This window comes from Amycolatopsis sulphurea, from assembly GCF_002564045.1.
Classification (GTDB): Bacteria; Actinomycetota; Actinomycetes; order Mycobacteriales; family Pseudonocardiaceae; genus Amycolatopsis; species Amycolatopsis sulphurea.
Window position 1 is genome coordinate 2,617,263 of record NZ_PDJK01000002.1, and the last position, 22,080, is coordinate 2,639,342.

The following is a 22,080-nucleotide window of genomic DNA, read 5'->3' on the forward strand; positions in this document are numbered from 1 at the left end:
TCGGTCTAGTAGTGCTGGTCACACCCTGTATCTTGTTCACCCTTAGTTCATCTGACCAAGGGTGACCGTCCACCGGGGCTGCCTAGTGTCCGGATCCGGACAGGCGGACCGCCGCCGATCCGGCCCGGATTCCAAGAGGCAACTCTGCCGAGTGGAGGAAATGCAGTGAAGATCATGCGGCCCCTGGGTGCCGTCGGCGTGGTGGCGAGCGCCGCTCTGGTGCTCGCCGCTTGTGGTTCCGATCCCGCCGCTTCAAACAGCGGGAACACCTCGGGCGCGCCCGCCGCGACCGGCACCGCGCAGGTCGACTGCGGTGGCAAGAGCCCGCTGTCCGGCGAGGGTTCGACGGCGCAGAACAACGCCATCGAAATCTTCAAGCAGCAGTACGGCAAGAAGTGCAGTGGCCAGCAGGTCAACTACACCGCGAGCGGCTCCGGTGCCGGTGTCAAGCAGTTCAACGGCGGCCAGGTCGACTTCGGCGGCACGGACTCGCCCGCCACCGCCGCGGACCTGGAAGGCGCCACCAAACGCTGCGCCTCGCCCGCCTGGAACATCCCGATGGTCGTCGGCCCGGTCGCGGTCGGCTACCACCTCTCCGGCGTGGACAAGCTGACGCTGACTCCGGCCGTGATCGCGAAGATCTTCAACGGCGGCATCAAGAACTGGAACGACCCGGCGATCAAGGCGGTCAAGGGCAACGAGAGCCTGAGCCTGCCGGACAAGCCGATCCAGGTCGTCTCCCGCTCCGACGAGTCGGGCACCACCGACAACTTCCAGAAGTACCTGGGCGCGGCCGCGAAGGACGTGTGGACCCAGGGCGCGGGCAAGAAGTTCAACGGCGGCGTGGGCAACGGTGCGCAGGGCTCGAATGGCGTGGCCAGCACGGTCAAGGGCGCCGACGGCTCGATCACCTACGTGGAGGGCGCGTTCGCCAAGGACGGCGTCACCGCGGCCCTGATCGACAGCGGTTCCGGCGGTGTCGAGCTGACCTCGGAGAACGTGGCCAAGGCGCTGGACGCGGCGAAGTTCCTGAACGAGGGCTCCAACGACCTCGCGCTCGACCTCAAGGCGATCTACGCCAGCAACACCCCGGGTGCCTACCCGCTGCTGCTGACCACCTACGAGCTCGTGTGCTCGAAGTACTCGAACGCGGATGTGTCGAAGGCGATCAAGGCGTTCCTGACGGTGTCCGCGACCGACGGGCAGCAGCCGCTGTCGGCCAAGGGCTACGTGCCGATCCCGCAGGGTCTGCAGGAGAAGGTGCTGACCGCGGTCAAGGCGATCTCCTGACCGGGACTCCAGGGTCTGTCGCCTAGGCGGCGAAGCCGCTTGCGGTGGGTCGTCAACGCTGCGGGTTCTCAGGCGTTCTCTCGCGAGGACAGCTCCGACGTGGTGAATCGGCATTCATGAGGAGGAGGTCCCGACGTGAGAGGACGTCTGAGGTTCCGCCACCCGCACCGCTACGCAAGCCGCCGTCAAGCATTCCCCAGCGCACCCTGCCAGGACAGTCGATGAGCGAACCACCCTGGACGCGAACGCCCACCGGCGACACCGGTGGGCGTTCGTCGTCCTCCTGAGCGTTTCCGGAGGATCCGATTTCGGACAACCCAGCCCCGCCGGCGCCCGCCGCGCCGCCGGAGGACACGAAGCCGAAGAAGGTGCGGGCCGGTGACCGCATCTTCCAGAACCTGACCACCGGGTCCGGCATCTTCGTCGTGGCGCTGATCGGCCTGATCGGGATCTTCCTGGTCATCCAGGCCATTCCGGCGCTGCGGGCGAACAAGGCGAACTTCCTGTTCAACCACGGATGGTCCACCAACGATCCGGCGAACATGGCGTTCGGTATCGCCGATCTCGCCGAGGTCACCGTGGCGACCTCGGTCGTCGCGCTGATCATCGCGATGCCGATCTCACTGGGCATCGCGTTGTTCCTCACCCAGTACGCGCCGACCCGGCTCGCCCGGCCGTTCGCCTACGTGGTGGATCTGCTCGCCGCGGTGCCCTCGATCATCTTCGGCCTGTGGGGCATCCTGGTGTTCGCCCCGGCGATCGAGCCGTTCTCGCACTGGATCAACGAGACCTTCTCCTGGTTCCCGTTGTTCGCGCCGGGCAACGTCGCGCCGAACGTGCGCGGCACGATCTTCACCGCGGGCATCGTGCTCGCGGTGATGATCCTGCCGATCATCACCTCGCTTTCGCGCGAGGTGTTCGAGCGCACGCCGCGGCCGCACATCGAAGGCGCGCTGGCGCTCGGCGCCACCCGCTGGGAGGTCATCCGCACCACGGTGCTGCCCTTCGGCAAGGCGGGCTACATCGGCGCCTCGATGCTCGGCCTCGGCCGCGCACTCGGCGAAACCATTGCGCTGGCGGTGATCCTGCTCATCCCGCAGGGTCGCAACTTCGACTGGAGCCTGTTCGACGGTGGCGCGACGTTCGCTTCGAAGATTGCCGCGAACTACAGTGAGTTCAACAACCCCACCTCGGCCGGCGCCTACATCGCGGCCGGTCTGGTGCTGTTCGTGCTGACGTTCCTGGTCAACTTCGGCGCCCGGTCCATCATCGCGAAGAAGGGGGACTGAGCATGTCGACCACGCTCGAACGGCCCGCGGCCACGCCGGCCTTCCAGCAGGTGAGTACCGGCCGCAAAGTCAAGAACGCGTTCGCCACGGTGCTCGTGTGGCTGTCCTTCCTGATCGCCGTGGTCCCGCTGGTGTGGGTGCTGTACACGGTGATCGCGAACGGCATCAAGCGGCTCCCGTTCAGCAACTGGTGGACCGAGGACTTCGGTTCGGTGCTGCCGGACGAGGTCGGCGGCGGCGTGCTGCACGCGGTCATCGGCACCCTGCTGCAGGGGCTGGTGTGCGCGGTGATCGCGGTGCCGATCGGCCTGCTGGTGGCGATCTACCTGGTGGAGTACGGCCGCGGCAAGCTGGCCAAGGCCACCACGTTCATGGTGGACATCCTCTCCGGTGTGCCGTCCATTGTGGCCGCACTGTTCATCTACGCGCTGTGGATCACCACGCTCGGCCTGCCCCGCAGCGGGTTCGCCGTGTCGCTGGCCCTGGTGCTGCTGATGATCCCGGTGGTGGTGCGCTCCGCGGAGGAAATGCTGCGGATCGTGCCGGACGACCTGCGCGAGGCCTCCTACGCGCTGGGCGTGCCGAAGTGGAAGACGATCATGAAGATCGTGCTGCCCACCGCGTTGTCCGGCATCATCGGTGGCATCATGATGGCGCTGGCCCGGGTGATGGGTGAAACCGCGCCGCTGCTGGTGCTCGTCGGCTACTCCGCGTACGTGAACTGGAACATCTTCTCCGGTGAGCAGGCCGCGCTTCCGCTGGTGATGAACAACGAACGCGCCACCAACTCGATGGACCCGGGCAGTGTCGGCTTCGACCGGATCTGGGGCGCGGCGCTGACGCTGGTGCTCATCATCGCGCTGATCAACCTGCTCGCCACGGTCTTTTCCCGCCTCGTCGCCCCGAAGAAGAAGTGAGTCATGGCCAAGCGAATCGATGTCAAGGACCTGGACATCTACTACGGCAAGTTCCACGCCGTGGACAGCGTCACGCTGAACGTCCCGCCGCGGAACGTGACCGCGTTCATCGGGCCGTCCGGTTGTGGCAAGTCGACCGTGCTGCGCACGCTGAACCGGATGCACGAGGTGATCCCCGGCGCCCGGGTGGAGGGCGAGGTACTGCTCGACGGTGAGGACATCTACGCCTCCGCGGTGGATCCGGTGCAGGTGCGCCGGACCATCGGCATGGTGTTCCAGCGGCCCAACCCGTTCCCCACGATGTCCATCAAGGACAATGTGGTGGCCGGGCTTCGCCTTGGCGGCATGAAGAACCGCAAGGAGCTGGACGAGGTCGCCGAGCGCGCGCTGCGTGGCGCGAACCTGTGGAACGAGGTCAAGGACCGGCTGAACAAGCCCGGCGGCGGCCTTTCCGGCGGTCAGCAGCAGCGGTTGTGCATTGCCCGCGCGATCGCGGTGCAGCCGGACGTGCTGCTGATGGACGAACCGTGTTCCGCGCTCGACCCGATCTCGACGCTGGCGATCGAGGACCTGATCGGCGAGCTGAAGAAGGAATACACCATCGTCATCGTGACGCACAACATGCAGCAGGCGGCCCGGGTCTCGGACCAGACCGCGTTCTTCAACCTGGCGGGCGTCGGTCAGCCGGGCAAGCTGATCGAGCTGAACGACACCGAGAAGATCTTCTCCAACCCGGACGAGAAGGCCACCGAGGACTACATCTCCGGCCGGTTCGGCTGATCCACTTCGGACACTGCGGCCGGCCCGGTTCCCGCCGGGGCGGCCGTTGTTGGTTTCGCGCAGGTGGTCACCGTGTTGACAAGGCTGTGAAGGGTCCCTTCACAGCCTTAGAGTCCGTGAAGGGACCCTTCACGGACGTCGGGTCGCGATGCCGCGGTGCATACGTTGTCGAGAGTCGGTTTCGTTTGGTGGGTAAGAGAAAACCGCCACCGGGGGCGGTGGCGGTTTTCTTCTGGCCCTCGGTGCTCGCGCGGTCACGCCGCGCGAGCACCTGGTCAGACGGTGAGGTCCTCGTCCGAGCCGTAGCCCGGCATCCGCCCGGTCACCACGAAGATCATCCGCTTCGCCACGGACACCGCGTGGTCGGCGTAGCGCTCGTAGAAGCGGCCGAGCAGGGTGACGTCGACCGCTGCGGCCACGCCGTGCGGCCATTCGCGGTCCATCAGCACGGTGAACAGGTGCCGGTGGATGTCGTCGACCTGGTCGTCGGCGGCCTCGAGATCCTTGGCGGCGGCCACATCCTTGGTCTGGATGACCTGTTCGACCTGGCGGGCCAGCTTCACCGCGGCCCCGCCCATCTCGATGAAGTCTGGCCGCACCGCTTCGGGCAGCACCGGGTCCGGGTGCCGCCGGCGGGCCGCCTTGGCCACGTGCAGGGCGAGATCGCCCATCCGCTCCAGGCTTTCCGCCGCGTGGATCGCGGCGAGCACGGTGCGCAGATCGGTGGCGACCGGCGCCTGCAGCGCGAGCAATGCGTACGCCTGCTCCTCGCATTCGGCGCGTGCGTCGTCGACCTTCGCGTCGTCGCTGATCACCTGCTCGGCAAGGCCGAGGTCCACTTCGAGCAGGGCCCTCGTCGCGAGCTCCATGGCCTCGGCGACCTGTGCCGACATCGCGGCCAGGTGCTGGGCGAGCTGTTCGAGTTCCACTTGGTAGGCCTCACGCATACCCTCACCCTACGGTGTGTGCAGCGCGAATACCGCATCGCCGGGTGAACCGCACGTGAACCCGGCCTAACGAATCCAGCGGGTCAGCGGGCCGGGTCGGCCGGCTTCGCCGCGTTGGCGCCGCCCGCCGCGCCGGAGGCGGTCGACGACGGCCCCGGCGCCTTTTTGTCGTCGGGCAACGGAGTGTTGTCGCGCAGTGCGTCGAAGAGACTCCTGGTCTTCGCTTCCACCAGCACTTCGTTACCGCGCTTGTTGGGCAGCCCGACGGTGGGCACGGTCATGAAGTTGATCTTGCTCGGATCGAGGCCGCGCATCGACTGGGCGAGCGTCATCATCTGCTGCACGCCGAGGTTGTCACCGAAAGTGGCCTGCGCGAACGCGGTGATGAAGCCGGACAGCTTGCCGGGGTCGAGGACCACATCCGAGGACATCACCTTCTTCAGCAGTGCGCCGATGAACGCCTGCTGCCGCTTGATCCGGCCGTAGTCGGAGGTGGGGTCGCCCTTCACGTGCCGGGCCCGCACGAAGTTCAGCGCCTGGTCGCCGGAGATGGTGACGTCGCCGGTCTCCAGCAACACCTTGCCCAGCACCGAATCGTCCATCGGCTTGTCATTGTGGACGGTCACGCCGTGTACCGCGTCGACCATGCCCTTGAACCCGTTGAAGTCGATCCCGACGAAGTGGTTGATGCGCAGGCCGGTGACCTTCTGGATCACCTTGGTGACGCACTGCGGCCCGCCGACCGCGTACGCGGTGTTGAGCTTGGCGATCTTCTGCGCGGCCACCACCTCGTCAGTGGTCGCGGATTTGGCCGGGTCCCAGCGATTGCAGTCCGGCCGGTCGATTTCCAGGTCCCTGGGGAAGGAGGTGACCACGACCCGTTTCCGGTCCGCGGGCACGTGCGCGACCATGATCGTGTCCGACCGGGCACCCGGCGTGCTGTCCGCCGTGCCGACCCCTTCCTCGGTGGCCGCGCCGTCGCGGGTGTCCGAACCGACCATCAGGAAGTTCTCGTCGTTGGCCTGCGCGTCGGCGTTCAGGATGTCCGCGGAGTTCTCGTCGAGTGCCGCGACCTGGGTGAACTTGGCATCGAACCAGTTCACCGCGCCCCAGGCGATCCCGGTGCCGAGCAGGACCAGCGCGGACAGCACGATCAGCGCGATCCGGCCGATCCGGGCACTGCGCGCGAGGTTCCGTTGTTTCTTTTCCTGCAACCGGGTTTGCGGGCTCTTCTCGGCCTGCTGCTCGTCGGCTTGCTCGTCCGGTTTCTCCCCGGTACCCGGCGCGACGACCCGCTGCAGCGCGGTCCGCGTCTGCTCCAGCAGGGCGACCGGCCGGGAGGTGAACCGTTCGAGCCGTTCCCGCCGCTTGGTCTCCTCGGCCGCCGCGTCGTCGTGCGCCGCGGAGAAGCGGGCCAGGCTGTGATCGATCTTGCGGCGATACTGTGTCGCCTCGTCGATCGCCTCCATCTCGTCGGTCATGATGAGCCGGTCCTGCTCGCCGCGCGGGGGACTGGGGCGCAGGGCAGGCCGCCGCTTACCCGGCAACCCCACCGCCGGCGCGAACTGCGTCCGATCCGGGTCGGCCGCGGCTGCTTCACCGTCCGGTGCGGGGTTTTCGCCATCCGGTACCGGAGTCAGCCGGGTCTGCTCGACGCCGGGCGTGGGGTTTGCCTGGGTTTGCTCGCGGTTCGGGTGGGGGCCTGGCCGGGCTTGCTCGCGGCTTGCCTGGGGGCTCAGCTGGGTTTGCTCGGCACCTGGCGCGAGGCTCGCCGGGGTTTGTTCGCGACCGGGCGTGGGGTTCAGCCGGGTCTGGTCGTGGCCCGGCGTGAGGTTCAGCTGGGTCTGGTCGTGGCCTGCCTGGGCGGGCTCGCGGCCCGGCAGGGGGCTTGCTGGGGTTTGCTCGCCACCCACCATCGGGCTCAGCTGGGTCTGCTCGCCGTTCGGCGCGGGGTTCAGCCGGGATTGCCCGGCGCCAGGCCGGCCCCCGCGTCCCGCCCGGGGCTTCCGCCCGTTCCTGACGGCCGGCGACACCCGTGTGCGTTCGGCGTCTGACTGTTCACCGTCGAGCACCGGCCGGTCGGCTTCGCTGTCCCCGAGCCTGCCGCCGGGGCCAGGACCTGACTGCGGCGCAAGGGCAGCCGAGATCTGCGTACGCTCCAAATCCGACGCACCGTCGGCGCCTTGCGGAGTTCCGCCGCGCACCCCTTCCGGCGCACGGCCACGCTCCATCGGCCGCCGCCCACGCCGCCCGGTCGGCGGCATGCCTTCGTCCGAAGTGGACGTTTCGCCTGGCGCCGGCGGCTCGAACGGTCCGTCCCCGTACCCGTTCGCGCGCCGAGCTGCGGCATCCGGTCGACGCAGTCCGTCGTTTGTGGACAGTGCCGGTCCGGGCGGGGGCGCGAGTTCGGCTACCTGATCCGGGCTGGGCAACGGCGGCCGGACATCGGGTCGCGGTCGTCCGGGTGGCGGCGGTCCGTCGTGGGATCGCAGCGGTTGGTCGCCTGGGCGGGTTCCGTCGCTCTGTTGACCCGGTTCGGGCCGTGGAGCCCGGGCATGGAGTCCCGGTGGCCGGAGGTGGCCGGGTCCTTGCGGCCCCGGCGGCGGGCCGTCGATCAGGCCCGGTTGGTCTCCCGGGGGCGGTGGTCCGTCGTTCGGGCGGCCTGCCTCGGGTCGTGGCGGCAGGGCGTTGCGTTGCCGTGGTCCTGGGGGTGGTGGTCCGTCGTGGGAGTGCGACGGTCCTGGTGGTTGGTCATCCGGATGCGGCAACGGTCCGTCGCCCAGCTGCGCTGGGTTCGGCGGCACCGCCCGGCCGTTGAACCGCGGTGGTCCCGGCGGCACATTCGGTCGCTGTGGTCCGCCAGGCGCCCTGCCCTCGCCCGGTCCGGCGGTGGGCATCCCGTCGTCCGGCCGCGGTGGCTCGTCGCCCGGATACTGGAGTCCGGAAGGCAATCGGGCCTCCGCCGGACGTCGTGGTTCCGGGGGCAACGCGCCGTTGGCCTGCGGACGCCGTGGCCGGGGAGGCATCCCCGAGCCGTTCCTTCGCCGCCCTTGCGCGGGTGGATCGAACTCCGGCCCGGCAACGTCGGCTCCGTCGGAGCCGTCCGGCTCGACGGCCGGCCCAGGCTCGGGGCCGACGCCATCGGAACGCCTGTGCCCGGCACCGTTCCGCCGCGATGGTGGACCTATTGCTTTGTCGATATTGTTGGCTGACTCCGGAAAAGCCGGTTCGAACTTGCCATCGGTGAAGTCCGGACCGCGATGCCCGGGTGCGGGGTCGGCGACGCGGTCGGGCACGTGACGACCGGCCACGAAGTCGGCCGGCCTGCGGAAGTCCGGCGATCGGTGGGCGCCGGGTGCGGGGTCCGGCCCGCGGAAGTCCGGTGATCGATGGGCGCCGTTCGCGGGGGGACCGTTCGTGACGCGGTGGCTGCCGTTTGCGGGGTGACCGTTCGTGGCGCGGTGGCTGCCGGGATCGGGCGGGGCGAGGCCGTCGACCGGGGCGAGGTGTTCCGCGGCGTGTGCGCCGGGTTCTGTGTGACGGGGGCCGGACGCGATGTCGGCGCGGGGGGCTCTGGCGTGCGTGCCGGGCTCGGCCAGCCGTGAGCCGGGGTCGGCGTTGGGCTCGGTCGGTCTTACGCCGGGGTCGGCGAGTTGCGGGTCCTGGGCGGTGAAGCAGGCGTCGGGCGGGCCTGCGTCGGAGCCGGGGAAGTGGCCGCTGCTGGGCAGGCTTGCGTCGGTGTCCGTGGAGTGGGCGCCGCTGGGCAGGCTCGCGTCGGAGTTCGTGGAGTGGGCGCCGCCGGGAAGACTCGCGTTGGGGTCGGCATGGCGAGAGGCGGCCGGTGGGGGGTCGGCGTAGTGGTGGTTGTTGGGCTCGGCCATTCGCGCGCGGGGGTCCGTGAAGTGGGTGCCGTTCTTGCCGTTGGGGGGAAAGGACGTCCCATTCGTGCCGGGGGCGGCGCTGTGTGAACCGAGGGGGCCGCTCGTTTCGTGGTCGTTGGTGTAGCGGACGTAGGGGCTGCCGTTCGCGCCAGACGCCGTGCCGTAGACGCCAGACGCCGTGCCGTTGACGGCAGGAGTCGTGCTGTCGACCCCGGGATGGGCGCTGTTGGCTCCGGGGGGCGCGCCGTCCGCGGCCGGGTCGGTGCCGTTCCTGCGGGTGCCGTTGGGGGCAGGGGGCACGGCGCTGGGGTCGCTGTCGAAGATCGGGCGTTCGCCGGTGTGCCGGGCGACCACGTCGGAAACGCTGATGCCGCCGTGGGTTTCCATGGAGCGCCGGCGGCCGCGGCGGGGAGCGGGATCGGAGTGCCGACCGGTGCCAGTGGGGTCGTGCTCGTCGGGCACTCGGTCTCCTCTCGCAGTTCAGGGGTGGCGGCCGGGGCCTCGGCTCGCCTTCGAACCCGGTCCCGGGTGATCGGGTCTCCCCGGACACGTCGTTCCGCGCGACCTTTTCGTTATCGTACGGATACCCGCCGTTCGTGACGACACCCTCCCGGGAAATTCTTCACCTTGCGTCGACCTACGTAGTCCAGAAGCGGACGAACAGGTGAAGATCGGGTTCAGCGAAGTGGTCTGGTCCGGTAGTCTCATTACTCAGAGTATGTAATGACCCGGGCGGAATCGCTGTCCTGGTAGGCGATCTTGTTTCGCCCCGCATGTTTGGCGGCGTAAAGAAGATCGTCGGCCCGCCGCAGCTGGTGCGGTCCGGGGGTCCGGCCGTGCGCGAGGCCGACGCTGATCGTCACCCGCAGCCCCGGCCGGAGTTCTGACCAGCGGTGACGGGCGACCCGCGCGCGGGCGGCCTCGGCCAGCCGCACCGCGCGCGAATGGTCCGTCTCGGGCAGGACGAGCGCGAACTCCTCGCCGCCGTACCGGGCGCAGAACGCGTCCGGCGGCAGCCCTTCCTGCAGGAGATCGGCGACCCGGCACAGCACCCGGTCGCCGAGAAGGTGACCGTACGTGTCGTTCACCGACTTGAACCGATCCAAATCGACCAGCGCCACCGCGAGTCCCCGGGAAGTGGGTAGATCGGGCAGTCGCTGGTCGAGATAGCGCCGGTTGTAACTGGACGTGAGTGGATCACGCAGACTGCCGGCCCGCGCGATGTCCAACGCGGACCGCATATGGTGGTACGCCCGGCGCCAGTCGCCCTGGGTGGCGAACAGGTCCGCGATCGACTCGTGCAGCGCCAGCAGGTCCGGCCCCGAGGTCCTTGTCGTGAGCTCGTCCTCCACCGACACACCCACCTCCGCCACCTCTTGGTTGTCGTCCTACAGGTGCGGTGTCTTGAGGTATCGGTACCGAAGAAGGCGAATTTCGCTCAAGTGGACGACGGCCTTCCACCGTTGTCACGCAACGGAGTTCTCCGCTCAGAGATCGGTAAACGGTTTCCGATCGCTGAGCTGCGCGAACTGATCGCGGGCCCAGTAACTCACATTTGCCTCAGGATCCCCAAGCAACTGTGCGTAGTCGGACCAGGAGATCCACCGCCAGTCGCCTACCTCTTCGGGGTTCGGCTCCGGCTCCTGCTCACTCCAGGCTACGAACACCGGGCAGAACTCGTTCTCCACGATCCCCTGGTACGGCGGCGTCCGGTACCGGTACTTCGGCAGCACGCACTCGAGGTCCTCGATGGCGGGCAGGCCGAGTTCGTAGGCCGCTCGCCGGCGGACCGCGTCCTCGATCGGCTCCTGCGGGGCCGGGTGGCCGCAGACGCTGTTGGTCCAGACTCCCGGCCACACCTTCTTGTGCCCCGCGCGTTGCGTGATCAGCAACGCCTGGTCGGAGCGCCGCAGGACGTAGCAGGAGAACGCCAGGTGCAGCCTCGTCTCGGCGTGGTGGCTGGCGAGTTTCGGCCCGGTCTCCCCGGTGGGCACCCCGTCCTCGGTCACGAAGACGACGTGCTCGGTCTCTGTGCTGGTTTCCACGGTCGGTACTGAACACCAGAGTTCGCCGGAGCGGTACCGCAGGCCGGGTGGCCGGATGCTCGCCGGTTCGAGTGGCGGGGTCCGACGGAGAGTCACTATCCTTCGCGGAGCGGCTCGGTCGCCGGCGGCCGCGGCCGGAAAATGGTGTGTGCGAAAGCGAGCAGAAGACAATACCGCCACCTGAGGCGATCCCGGCTTTTCAGTGCTGGAAAATGACCAATCGGCTAAACGGGCAATGGACTCCTCGGGTGCATATTCCGAGTTGGACAGTCCACTTCGGATAAGGCAGGAATCAATGCCCGCCGAGATGTTCGACGAGCAACGAGGTGACCGCTTCCGGTGCCTCCTCGACGGCCCAGTGCGACACGTCTTCGAGCATCTCGAACCGGTACGGCCCGGTGCACCACTGCTCGGTGGCCAGTGCCGCGGTGGAGCCGAACGCAACGTCCTCTGTGGACCACAGGTACAGGGTGGGCACCGTGATCCGGCCGATCTTCCCGCCCGGGCGGCCGGCCCGGTACCAGTTGAGCGCGGCGGTCAGCGCGCCCGGCTCGGTGAGCCGCCCGACGTACTCCTCGACCTTGCTCGGCGGGATTCGCCGATCGAAGATCTCCCGCAGCGCCTTGGCGTTGCCGGCCAGCATTCGCCGCTCGGTGGCCGGGGTCTGCCGCCATTCGGTCAGGTACCCCGAGCGCAGGTGCTGGTCCTCGTCGGTGCGCATGGCCTCGGCGAGCGCGCCGGGGTGCGGAGTGGAGACCACGGCGAGGCTGCGCAGCCGGTGCGGGTGCTCGTCTGCGGTCCACCACGCCACCGTGCCGCCCCAGTCGTGACCGATCAAGTCGAACCGCGGCCAGCCAAGGGCATCGGCAATGGTGACCACATCGGACACCAGGGTCGCGATGCCGTACTCGGCGGGCTGCTGCGGGCGCACGCCGGGGGAATAGCCGCGCTGGTCCGGCGCCACCGCACGGTAGCCGAGCACCCCGAGCGTGGCCACTTGGTGCTCCCACTCGACCGACGCCTCGGGGAAGCCGTGCAGCAGCAGCACCGGGCGGCCGTCCGCGGGACCGGCGGCGATCGCGTCGAAGGATCCGGCCTCGGTCGGGATGCTCAGTTGCTCGATCACCTGCCGCACTCTACGGCCGGGGCGCGCCCCGGCGCACTCAGGCAAAGGCGGTGGCCAACCGGGCAAGGTAGTGGCTGAAGAGCAACCGCCAGTAATAACCGAGAGTGATAACGGCCGGGCTTCGTTGTCCCGGTTAGCGGATACCCGAGAGAACGGGAGGTAACCGGTTTGCCCCGCCGTCCGTGACCTGGTGGTCAGAAGGGAACAACGCGGCGACAACACATAGATCAGACACTTACCGTAAGACTGCAGGCTCCCCCTGCCCTCCGTACCGGCCGAACGAAGGGCAGTCGCGGAGACCTCGGACCGGCCTGACGCATCGGGCCGGTGTTTTCGCAAGAACCGACTAGAGGAGAAAGCATGGCTTCGCAGGACGGCGCCCTCGTCGATACCAACGTCATGCGCAAGGGTGCGCAGACGATCAGTGACACCGGGCAGAACATCACTGGTGTGAACCAGCGGGTCGACGGCACCATGCAGTCGCTGTTCGGCACCTGGAAGGCGGACTCGGCCACGGTGTTCAGCCAGGCCATGTCGCAGTTCGACCAGACGTGCCGCAAGATCGTGCAGAAGCTGGACGAGCTCTCGCAGAACGTGCAGACCTCGGCCAGCGACTACGACACCCGCGACTCGGACAACACCTCGGCCGCGCGCAACAGCTCCGCCACCATCGGCGGCGCCGGCCTCCAGGGCTTCTGATCCCCCTTCCCCCTCTCGAAAGGACCACATCCCATGGCTTTGGGTCAGTTCCAGATCAGCTTCGCCCAGATGCAGGACACCGTCGGCCAGGCGAAGCAGCAGTCCAACCAGATCACTGAGCTGCTGGACCAGATGAAGGCCGTCATCGACGGTCAGCGTGAGCAGTGGACCGGTGTCGCCGCGGACATGTTCAACGAGACGTACACCTTCTGCCACCAGGCGGCACTCACCCTGCCGCAGGCGCTCGACGCCGCCTCGCAGACCCTCGGCTCGATCAACGAGGGCACCTCGACCACCGAGGGCAACAACGCCAAGCGGTTCGCCGCGCACTGATGCCGACTCTTCTGTGGTGCGGCGATCCGCCGCACCACAGAGGAGTTCCTGAAAGGAGGGCACACCACAGTGGATGGCAACGGCAACGGAGACAACAAGAGCGTGCTTTCGGGCGAGATGGGATCGGAGCCGTCGAAGTCGGGAGACTTCAACCGGCCCGGCGCCCAGCCCCCGCCGGATCCGAAGCACGAGTGGATCCCGCCGGGTGACGTCGGCAAGCCGCCGCCGGTGCCGGGTGGTTCGGACCACCCGGGCAAGGGCGTGACGGTGGTGAACACCGAGGCCATGCGGACGTTCGCGAAGAACCTGCAGAGCCTCGCCGACGGCCCGATCAAGAGCCTGCCGGACAAGCTGGAAGGCGTTCAGCTGAAGCCGGGGGTCTTCCTCACCGCGCAGGAGAAGATCGTCAAGCCGATCACCGGCCCGGGCGGTCTGCGGGACACGACGAAGTCCGCGATTCACGACCTGTCCAAGGCGCTCCACGAGGTCTCCGAAGCGGTCAACATGGCCGCCAAGGCCTACGAGAACGCCGACGAGGTGAACAAGATGTCCGCTGACCAGTACAACCAGTACTTCAACCGGGTCAACGGTCACATCACCAACGCAGGCCAGCAGCGCTGACCGCTCGGGCGGCGGTCACTCCGGGTTCGACTCGATCGAGGGAAGATGTCGGGTGGGTAAGGACGAGAAGAACAGCACCAACGGCTTCACCGCGGACGAGACAGGGGTCTGGCCGGACTCGTCGCAGTCGCCCAAGCCGAACAGCGGCGGCGACCCGACGAAAGACTTCGAAGGCCTGACTTGGAAGCAGATCGAAGCCGCGGTGCTCGGCGGGGGTTCCATGCAACCCGGCCAAGAAGGTCTGGACCAGGCTTACGGCAACGTGAACTGGCAATCGTTGCAGACCGCCGCCGGGATCTTCCAGGAGACCCAGCAGAACCTCGCGATGATCGCGCAGGCGATCAAGGAGCAGACCGCCGCCCTTGCGGGACCGGACGGGCCGTGGAAGGGCACCGCGGCCACGAACTTCACCACCATGATGACCACGCTCCAGAACAAGTTCCTTGATCTGGCGGACCGGATCGGGGACAACGGCGGCGCGAACAACGTGCCGAACGAGCTGGTCAACTCCGCCGCCTACCTCAAGTGGGCGCAGGACACCATCCGCTACATCGACCGTTTCTACGCCGCGCAGGTGATCGCCCGCGGGAAGCAGCTGAACGACGGACGGGCCTACATCTCTCAGTTCCCGGACGCGGTCGAGATGATGACCAACGACATGAAAAAGGTCGCCGGCCAGCTCGCGCAGAAGTACCACGGCGTGTCCGTCAACTCGGGACAGAACACCCCGCCGACCACCCCGAGCCCTACCCCCCCGCCGCCGCCTCCGCCCCCGCCGCCGCTGCCGAACCCTCCGCCGCTGCCGACCCCTCCGCCGCCGCCTCCGCTCGGTGGCGGTCCTGGTGGCGGCCCTGGTGGCGGTGGTCCCGGTGGTCCCGGTGTCAACGGCGGGCCTCCGCCGCTCACCAAGCCTCCGGTCCCGCCGCCGCCGGGTGACCTCGGTGGTAAGGGTCTTGGTGGTAACGGCGGGCCTTCGCCGCTGAACAACGCGACGATTCCGCCGCCGCCTGGCGATCTGGGTGGCAAGGGGCTCGGTGGTAATGGCGGTGCGCCGCCGCCGTTGAGCAGTGCGTCGATTCCGTCGCCGCCTGGCGATCTGGGTGGCAAGGGGCTCGGTGGTAATGGCGGTGCGCCGCCGCCGTTGAGCAGTGCGTCGATTCCGTCGCCGCCTGGCGATCTGGGTGGCAAGGGGCTCGGTGGTAACGGCGGGCCTTCGCCGCTGAACAAAGCGTCGATTCCGTCGCCGCCGGGTGATCTGGGTGGTAAGGACCTTGGTGGAAACGGTGGTGCGCCGCCGCCGTTGAGCAGCGCGTCCATCCCGCCGCCGCCCGGCGACTTGGGTGGCAAGGGCGTTGCTCCGCCTCCGGTGGCCAGCAAGTTCGCGATGCCGCCGTTGAGCAGCCCTTCGCTCCCGGCGCCGCCCGGCGCCAACGGGCTGGGGAACAACAGCCTCGGCAACAACCTCAAGTCCCCGAACTCGCTGGGCGGTAACGGTGGCTCGCAGGCCCCGCCGCCGCTCAAGGCTCCGTCGATTCCCCCGCCGCCGAGCGACCAGCTCGGTGGGAGCAACCTGCACTCGCCCAATCTGCCGTCGCCGCCGGGAAGTCCGGGCAGCCCCGGCGACCTCGGGAGCCTGCAGTCGCCGGACCTCCCGACGCCGCCGGGCAGCCCTGGCGGTCTCGGTGGTAGCGGGGGGAACCTCCACTCGCCGTCCATCCCGCCGCCGCCCGGTGCCGACGGGCTCGGTGGCAACAGCAGCCTGACCGGCAACGCGCTCAACCACATGCCACCCGGCCTGACCTCGCCCCCGCCGTCGGACAAGACGCCGGGTGGCGGTGGCATGCCGATGATGCCGCCGGGTGGCATGGGCGGCGGTGGCGGTGCCGGGAACACGCCGTCCGCGGACCGGTCGGATGCCTCCGGTCTGCTCGGCAACATCAAGAAGCCGTGGGTGCCCAGCCCGCCTCCGGGTCTCGGCAACCCGGACACGAACATCGAGACGCCGCCGCTTACCTCGGCCAAGTGGGCGCCGCCGCCCAGCGCGGGCGGTGGGCTCGGCGACGGTGTCGGCGGCCCGGGCAGCCACGGTGCCGGCCCGGGTGGCCTCGGCAAGATCCCGGGCGCACCCGGTGGCAGCAGCCCCGACGCGATCAAGGGCCTGGGCGAGAGCCATCTGCCGAAGCTGCCGGAGCCGATCGTCAATCAGGGTGGAAACCACCAGCAGCAGGTTCCGGGTGGCGGTGGCATGCCGATGATGCCGCCGGGTGGTATGGGTGGCGGTGGCGGTGGCATGAACACGCCGCCGGAGAATCGGCCGGATGCCTCCGGTCTGCTCGGCAACATCAAGAAGCCGTGGGTGCCAGGCCCGCCCTCGGGCATCGGCGACCCGAACACGAACATCGAGACGCCGCCGCTTACCTCGGCCAAGTGGGCGCCGCCGCCCAGCGCGGGCGGTGGGCTCGGCCACGGCGTCGGTGGACACGGCATCGGTGGCCCCGGCGCGGGTGGACACGGGGAGCACGGCTCGCTCGGCGACGGGGTCAAGGGTCTCGGGGAGAGCAATCTGCCGAAGTTGCCGGAGCCGATCGTCAATCAGGGTGGAAACCACCAGCAGCAGGTTCCGGGTGGCCAGCCGCCGATGATGCCCCCGGGTGGTATGGGTGGCGGTGGCGGCGGTATGAACACGCCGTCGGCGGATCGGCCGGATGCCTCGGGTCTGCTGAGCGATGGCAACGAGCCGTGGGTCGCCAGTACCCCTGATGGCATCGGTGATCCGACGTCGCATGGGGACACTCCGCCGCTGGAGGCCGCCAACTGGGCGACGCCGCCAGGTGGTCCCGCGAACAGTCCTGGTGTCCCGGGTTCGCCGGGCGAAGGCGTCAAGGGCATCGGCGAGGCCGGCCAGCCGAAGCTGCCGGGCCAGCTCGGCGAGCAGGCGGAGAACCACCAGCAGCAGCAACAGGTTCCGGGCAACCAGACGCCGATGATGCCCCCCGGTGGCATGGGTGGCGGCCCCGGCGGCATGAACACGCCGTCGGCGGAACGGCCGGGTTCGTCGGAGCTGTTGGGCAACAACGGGCAGCCGTGGCAGGGCACCACGCCCGACGGCGTCGGTGACCCGTCCTCGTTCGGGGCCACTCCACCGAGCGACGCGGCGGCCTGGGCCACTCCGCCGGACGGCGAGATCAAGGGCCGGGAATCGGTGGATCTGGCGCAGCCGGCCGAGAATGCCCCAGCGCAGCGTCCGCAGCAGAACCCGCAGCCGAGTCCCAGCGCGCCGACGGTGCCGCCTGTGATGGGTGGCGCCCCCGGCGTCCCGCCCGTGCCCGCCGCGGGGCGGCCGGATTCGGCCGGGCTGGTCGGTCCCGGGCAGGAGCGCTGGGCGACGGCCGCACCGGAGGGGATCGAGCACGGGGACACCCCGCCGGCACCCGCGGCGCAGTGGGCGAATTCGTCCTCTGTGGACACTCCGGCGCACCCCGGTGCGGCAGTCCCGGTGGTCCCACCGGCGGCCGTCCCGCCGTCGGTGCCCGAGGCACCCAAACCGGCCGAGCCCGCCAAGGCGCAGCACCCCGTCGCCGATCAGCAGATCCCGTCGAATACCGGGTGGGGCACCGGCGCGGACCAGAGCACCGAGGAGGCACCGCACGGTGGCGGCGATTTCGTGCGGATCGATGTGGTGCAGCCAGTGGACTCCGAGGACATCTCCGCGTGGGACGTCGGCACGGCCGAGTTCCTGCCCGGCGCGCCGATGGGCGTGCCGGGCTCGGGCGGCGACCGGGACGAGGAGCTCGGCACCGAGTTCGTGCAGCGCAGTGCCGACCCCTGGCAGCCGCCTGCCGACGAGCCCGCCGACGAACCGATGCTGAGCACTTACCAGCGGGTTCGCGGCGGACCGAGCGAGGTCATCCTCGACGAAATGCCGACCTGTGGCGACCTTCCGGAGGGCCAGGAGCCGGCGGAGCTCGCCGAGGACGCCGAGGACACGGCGGCCGATGGCGAGAACGAGGAAGAGGAAGAGGAACGCAAGATGGCCGATCTGCTCCGGCAGGACCACTCGGCCTGGGGCGCACCGGTGAGCCGCAGTTCTTCGGGGGTTCTCGAATGAGTACGGTGCGCCGATGAGCACGGAGACGGTCAAGCGCGGGCCGCGTGCGGTCGGCCCGGAGCTGCCCGAGGGCCAAGAGGAGCTGCAGGAACCGCCGGTGATGGCGGAACCGGCTGTTCGCGACTTCATGTCGCTGCTGATGATGCTGCCGATGGCCATCGGGTCGATGGTGATGGTGCTGGCATTCTCCGGTTCCTCGGGCAGTTCCCCGCTCACCTACGTCATCGGCGGCGGCATGGGCGTGTCGATGATGGCGATGAGCCTCGGGCAGCTGGGCCGGGCGGGTGCCGAGCGCAAGCGGAAGATGAAGGGCGAGCGGCGGGACTACCTGCGCTACATCACCCAGGTCCGGGAGCGGGCCCGCTCGACCGCGGAGGACCAGCGGCGGGCGGTGGCGTGGAACAACCCGTCGCCGGATTCGCTGTGGTCGCTGTCGATGGGCTCGCGGCTGTGGGAGCGCCGGGTCAGCCACGAGGACTTCGCCCGGGTGCGGATCGGGCTGGGCACCCAGCAGTCGGCGCTGGAGCTGGTGCCGCCGGAGACCAAGCCGATCGAGGACCTGGAACCGCTGTCGGCGATCTCGCTGCGCCGGTTCACCGAGACCTACCGCACCCTGTCCGGGATCCCGACCGCGGTGGGGCTGCGCAGCTTCACCAGCATCGAGTTCGACGGCGACCCGGACGCGGCGGTCGCGCTGGTGCGGGCGATGCTGGCGCAGCTGGTCACCTTCCACTCACCGGACGAGCTGCGGGTGGCGGTGCTCACCACGGAGTCCGAGCAGGCGCAGTGGGACTGGGTGAAGTGGTTGCCGCACAACAACCATCCGACCCTGCGGGACGCCGCCGGCCCGCTGCGGCTGCTCGCCGTGGAGCACGACGAGCTGATGGACATCCTCGGCCCGGACGTGGCCGACCGCGACGATCACGACAAGACCGTCGGCCCGGCCACCACCGAACCGTTCGTGGTGGTCGTGGCGCATCTGGCGGCGGTTCCGGAATCCTCGCGGCTTCTCGGCGCGGGCCTGCGCAACGTGGTGCTGCTGGATGTCACCGGCACGCTGCCCGGCGGGCCGAAGGTGCTGCGACTGACCACAAAGGATGATCGGATCGAGTTTCCCGCGGGGACCGGGGTCGGTTCGGCGGTCCGGGACGAGCTGTCGGTGACCCAGGCCGAGGGGCTGGCCCGGCTGCTCGCGCCCAAGCGCACCAGCGGCACGCTGGAGATCACGGATCAGCCGTTGGAGAGCGACTTCGGGCTGACCGCGCTGCTGGGCATCAAGGACGTCTATTCCTTCGACATCGCGGCGCAATGGCGGCCGCGGGCGGTGCAGCGGGCGCGGATGTCGGTGCCGATCGGGGTGACCGAGGACGGCGAGATCGTCGAGCTGGACCTGAAGGAATCCGCGCAGGGCGGGATGGGCCCGCACGGGATGCTGATCGGCGCGACCGGGTCGGGCAAGTCGGAGCTGCTGCGCACGCTGGTGCTCGGGCTGGCCGCCACGCATTCCTCGGAGATCCTGAACTTCGTGCTGGTGGACTTCAAGGGTGGCGCCACCTTCCTCGGCATGGACCGGTTGCCGCACACCTCGGCGACGATCACCAACCTGGCCGACGAGCTGCCGCTGGTCGACCGGATGCAGGACTCGCTCAACGGCGAGATGGTGCGGCGGCAGGAACAGCTGCGCGCGAGCGGCTACCCGTCGTTGTACGAGTACGAAAAGGCCCGCGGGGCCGGTGAGCAGCTGCCGCCGATGCCGACGTTGTTCCTGGTGGTGGACGAGTTCTCCGAGCTGCTGAGCGCGAAGCCGGAGTTCATGGAGCTGTTCGTCTCGGTCGGGCGGCTCGGCCGCAGCCTCGGGGTGCACCTGCTGCTCGCCTCGCAGCGGCTCGACGAGGGCCGGATCCACCGGGTGGAGGGCCACCTGTCCTACCGGATCGCGTTGCGCACCTTCTCCTCGATGGAGTCCCGCAGCGTGATCGGCGCGGGCAGCGCCTACGAACTGCCGCCGGAGCCGGGCAACGGGTATCTGAAGATCGATACCACGAACCTGGTGCGGTTCAAGGCGGCCTACGTGTCCGGCCCGGTGCCCGCCGGCAGCGGGGAGAACTCGGCGGTGGCCGCGGCGCGGGCGAGCCGCGAGGTCGTCCCGTTCTTCACCCAGGCCCTCCCGGCCAAGCTGATCATCCGCGACGACGACGAGCCCGCCCCGGTGGAGAAGCCCTCCGACCGGGAGGCGATGGAAGCGGCCGTGCCCGGCGGGCCGACACTGGCCGACGTGTTCGTGGAGCGGCTGACCGGTTCCGGCCCGGCGGCCCGCCAGGTGTGGCTGCCGCCGCTGGCCGAATCGCCCAGCCTCGACTCGCTGCTGCCGAGCGTGCTGCCGGACCCGGTGCGCGGGATGTCGGTGCAGGACCCGGCGCACTGGGGCAGGCTGCGCGTGCCGATGGGCATGATCGACCGGCCGTTCGAGCAGGTGCGCGAGCTGCTGCTGGCCGACCTGTCCTCGGCGGCCGGGCACGTGGCCGTGATCGGCGGGCCGAAGACCGGCAAGTCGACCATGCTGCGCACGCTGGTGCTGGCACTGGCGATGACGCACACCCCGCAGGAGGTCCAGTTCTACGGGCTGGACTTCGGTGGCGGCGGGATCATGTCGCTGTCCGGGCTGCCGCACATCGGCTCCATCGCCACCCGGCTCGAACGCGACCGGGTGGTCCGGACCATTGAAGAGATCTCGCAGGTCATGGAAGGCCGCGAGGCGATGTTCGCCGAGCACGGCATCGAGTCCATGGACGCCTACCGGCAGCTGCGCCGGGCCGGCCGGATCGACGACCCGTTCGGCGACGTGTTCCTCGTGGTGGACGGCTGGTACAGCCTCAAGAACGACTACGAGGACCTGGAGCCCAAGATCGGCGGGCTGGCCTCGCGCGGGCTGTCCTTCGGGGTGCACGTGGTGATCGGCGCGACCCGCTGGTCGGAGATCCGCCCGTACCTGCGGGACCTGCTGCAGACCCGGTTCGAGCTGCGCCTCGGTGACCCGATGGAGTCCGAGATCGGTTCGCGCAAGGCGAAGACCGTGCCGAACCAGCCGGGCCGCGGGCTCACCCCGGACGGTCTGCACTTCCTGGCCGGGCTGCCGCGGATGGACGGCAGCGGGAACACCGACGACCTCGCCGCCGCCACCAAGGCGGTCGCCGAAGAGGCGCAGCTGTTCTGGGCGGGTGCCTCGGCACCGGCGGTGCGGCTGCTGCCGGCGAAGCTGCCGATGGCCCAGCTGCCCCCGCCCGACGGCGATCTGCGGGTCGCGCTCGGGCAGGACGAGCAGCGGCTGCTGCCGGTGTGGCACGACTTCGCGGCCACCCCGCACCTGCTTACCTTCGGCGACAACGAAACCGGCAAGACCAACCTGCTGCGGCTGGTGCTGCGTTCGGTGCTGGCCCGCTACCAGCCGAGCGAGGCGAAGATCGTGCTGGCCGACCCGAGCCGGTCACTGGACGCCGAAGTGCCCGAGGAGTACCGCGTCGGCTACGCGACCACCACCGAGGCGTTGCAGGAGCTGGCGAAGCAGGCGAGCGTTTCGCTCACCCCGCGGGTGCCGGACCAGACCATCACCGCGGACCGGCTCAAGCGCCGGGACTGGTGGACCGGTCCGCGGCTGTTCTTCGTGATCGACGACTACCAGCTGCTCACGGGCGGGCTGGGCACCCCGCTGGAACCGCTGTTGTCCTTGCTGTCGCAGGGTTCCTACATCGGCTTCCATCTGATCCTGGCGCGCAGCACCTCGGGTGCGATGCGGGCGCTGGGGGACGCGGTGGTGCGCCGGATCTGGGAGCTGGGCAGCCCGGGCGTGGTCTTCTCCTACCCCAAGGAGGAGGGCAAGTTCCTCGGCGAGGCGACGCCCCGGCAGCTGCCCGCCGGCCGCGCGCAGCTGGTCACCCGGCGCGGTGTGAAGCTCGTGCAGACCGGGTTCATCCCACTGGAACAAGATCAGACCGACGTGGGCCTGTCCCGGCTGGCGGGGGATCTGCGATGACGGAACGGGGTGTG

General features: G+C 69.4%; 14 protein-coding genes. 9 read left to right on the plus strand and 5 right to left on the minus strand.

All coding sequences use genetic code 11. The features are described 5' to 3' along the window. Positions 1-165 precede the first annotated feature (165 nt). The 4 genes from pstS (at position 166) to pstB (ending at position 4,276) form a co-directional block, all read left to right on the plus strand. The gene (gene pstS / locus ATK36_RS18370; protein WP_098512675.1) at positions 166-1,290 is read left to right on the plus strand and encodes a phosphate ABC transporter substrate-binding protein PstS; all 1,125 of its coding nucleotides are present in this window, start codon (positions 166-168) and stop codon (positions 1,288-1,290) included. Between the two features lie 368 nt (positions 1,291-1,658). Beyond that, positions 1,659-2,579, plus strand: a complete 921-nt coding sequence (gene pstC, locus ATK36_RS18375) for a phosphate ABC transporter permease subunit PstC (protein ID WP_098512676.1) — start codon at positions 1,659-1,661, stop codon at positions 2,577-2,579. A 2-nt stretch (positions 2,580-2,581) separates the two neighbouring features. Continuing rightward, positions 2,582-3,496, plus strand: a complete 915-nt coding sequence (pstA, locus tag ATK36_RS18380) for a phosphate ABC transporter permease PstA (protein ID WP_098512677.1) — start codon at positions 2,582-2,584, stop codon at positions 3,494-3,496. Between the two features lie 3 nt (positions 3,497-3,499). Continuing rightward, positions 3,500-4,276, plus strand: a complete 777-nt coding sequence (pstB, locus tag ATK36_RS18385) for a phosphate ABC transporter ATP-binding protein PstB (RefSeq protein ID WP_098512678.1) — start codon at positions 3,500-3,502, stop codon at positions 4,274-4,276. 275 nt (positions 4,277-4,551) lie between these two features. On the opposite strand, the gene phoU is transcribed toward pstB, so the two are convergent. The 5 genes from phoU to ATK36_RS18420 form a co-directional block, all read right to left on the minus strand. Then, positions 4,552-5,223: a phosphate signaling complex protein PhoU gene (gene phoU, locus ATK36_RS18390; protein WP_098512679.1), complete on the minus strand. Its 672-nt coding sequence runs from the start codon at positions 5,221-5,223 to the stop codon at positions 4,552-4,554. Between the two features lie 83 nt (positions 5,224-5,306). Then, complete coding sequence (locus tag ATK36_RS18395) at positions 5,307-6,704, minus strand: LCP family protein (RefSeq protein ID WP_098514982.1); 1,398 nt, start codon at positions 6,702-6,704, stop codon at positions 5,307-5,309. Between the two features lie 3,107 nt (positions 6,705-9,811). Next, positions 9,812-10,477 (minus strand): GGDEF domain-containing protein, encoded by a 666-nt coding sequence (locus ATK36_RS18410; protein WP_245914881.1) that lies wholly within the window; start codon positions 10,475-10,477, stop codon positions 9,812-9,814. A gap of 114 nt (positions 10,478-10,591) precedes the next feature. Further along, the gene (gene idi, locus ATK36_RS18415) at positions 10,592-11,149 is read right to left on the minus strand and encodes an isopentenyl-diphosphate Delta-isomerase (RefSeq protein ID WP_098514984.1); all 558 of its coding nucleotides are present in this window, start codon (positions 11,147-11,149) and stop codon (positions 10,592-10,594) included. A 292-nt stretch (positions 11,150-11,441) separates the two neighbouring features. Then, positions 11,442-12,275 carry an alpha/beta fold hydrolase gene (locus tag ATK36_RS18420; RefSeq protein WP_098514985.1) on the minus strand — a complete coding sequence of 278 codons (834 nt, stop codon included), beginning with the start codon at positions 12,273-12,275 and terminating at the stop codon, positions 11,442-11,444. A gap of 360 nt (positions 12,276-12,635) precedes the next feature. Between ATK36_RS18420 and ATK36_RS18425 the strand changes: the two genes are divergently transcribed. From ATK36_RS18425 to eccCa, 5 genes are all read left to right on the plus strand, one after another. Continuing rightward, positions 12,636-12,974 (plus strand): WXG100 family type VII secretion target, encoded by a 339-nt coding sequence (locus ATK36_RS18425; RefSeq protein WP_098512682.1) that lies wholly within the window; start codon positions 12,636-12,638, stop codon positions 12,972-12,974. Between the two features lie 33 nt (positions 12,975-13,007). Next, positions 13,008-13,307, plus strand: a complete 300-nt coding sequence (locus ATK36_RS18430) for a WXG100 family type VII secretion target (protein ID WP_098512683.1) — start codon at positions 13,008-13,010, stop codon at positions 13,305-13,307. A 69-nt stretch (positions 13,308-13,376) separates the two neighbouring features. Next, complete coding sequence (locus ATK36_RS18435) at positions 13,377-13,928, plus strand: hypothetical protein (protein ID WP_245914882.1); 552 nt, start codon at positions 13,377-13,379, stop codon at positions 13,926-13,928. 52 nt (positions 13,929-13,980) lie between these two features. Further along, a complete protein-coding gene (locus ATK36_RS18440) occupies positions 13,981-18,036 on the plus strand; it encodes a WXG100 family type VII secretion target (RefSeq protein WP_098512684.1) in 4,056 nt (1,351 codons plus the stop codon). 13 nt (positions 18,037-18,049) lie between these two features. Next, complete coding sequence (gene eccCa / locus ATK36_RS18445; RefSeq protein WP_098512685.1) at positions 18,050-22,066, plus strand: type VII secretion protein EccCa; 4,017 nt, start codon at positions 18,050-18,052, stop codon at positions 22,064-22,066. The last annotated feature ends 14 nt before the right edge of the window (positions 22,067-22,080 follow it).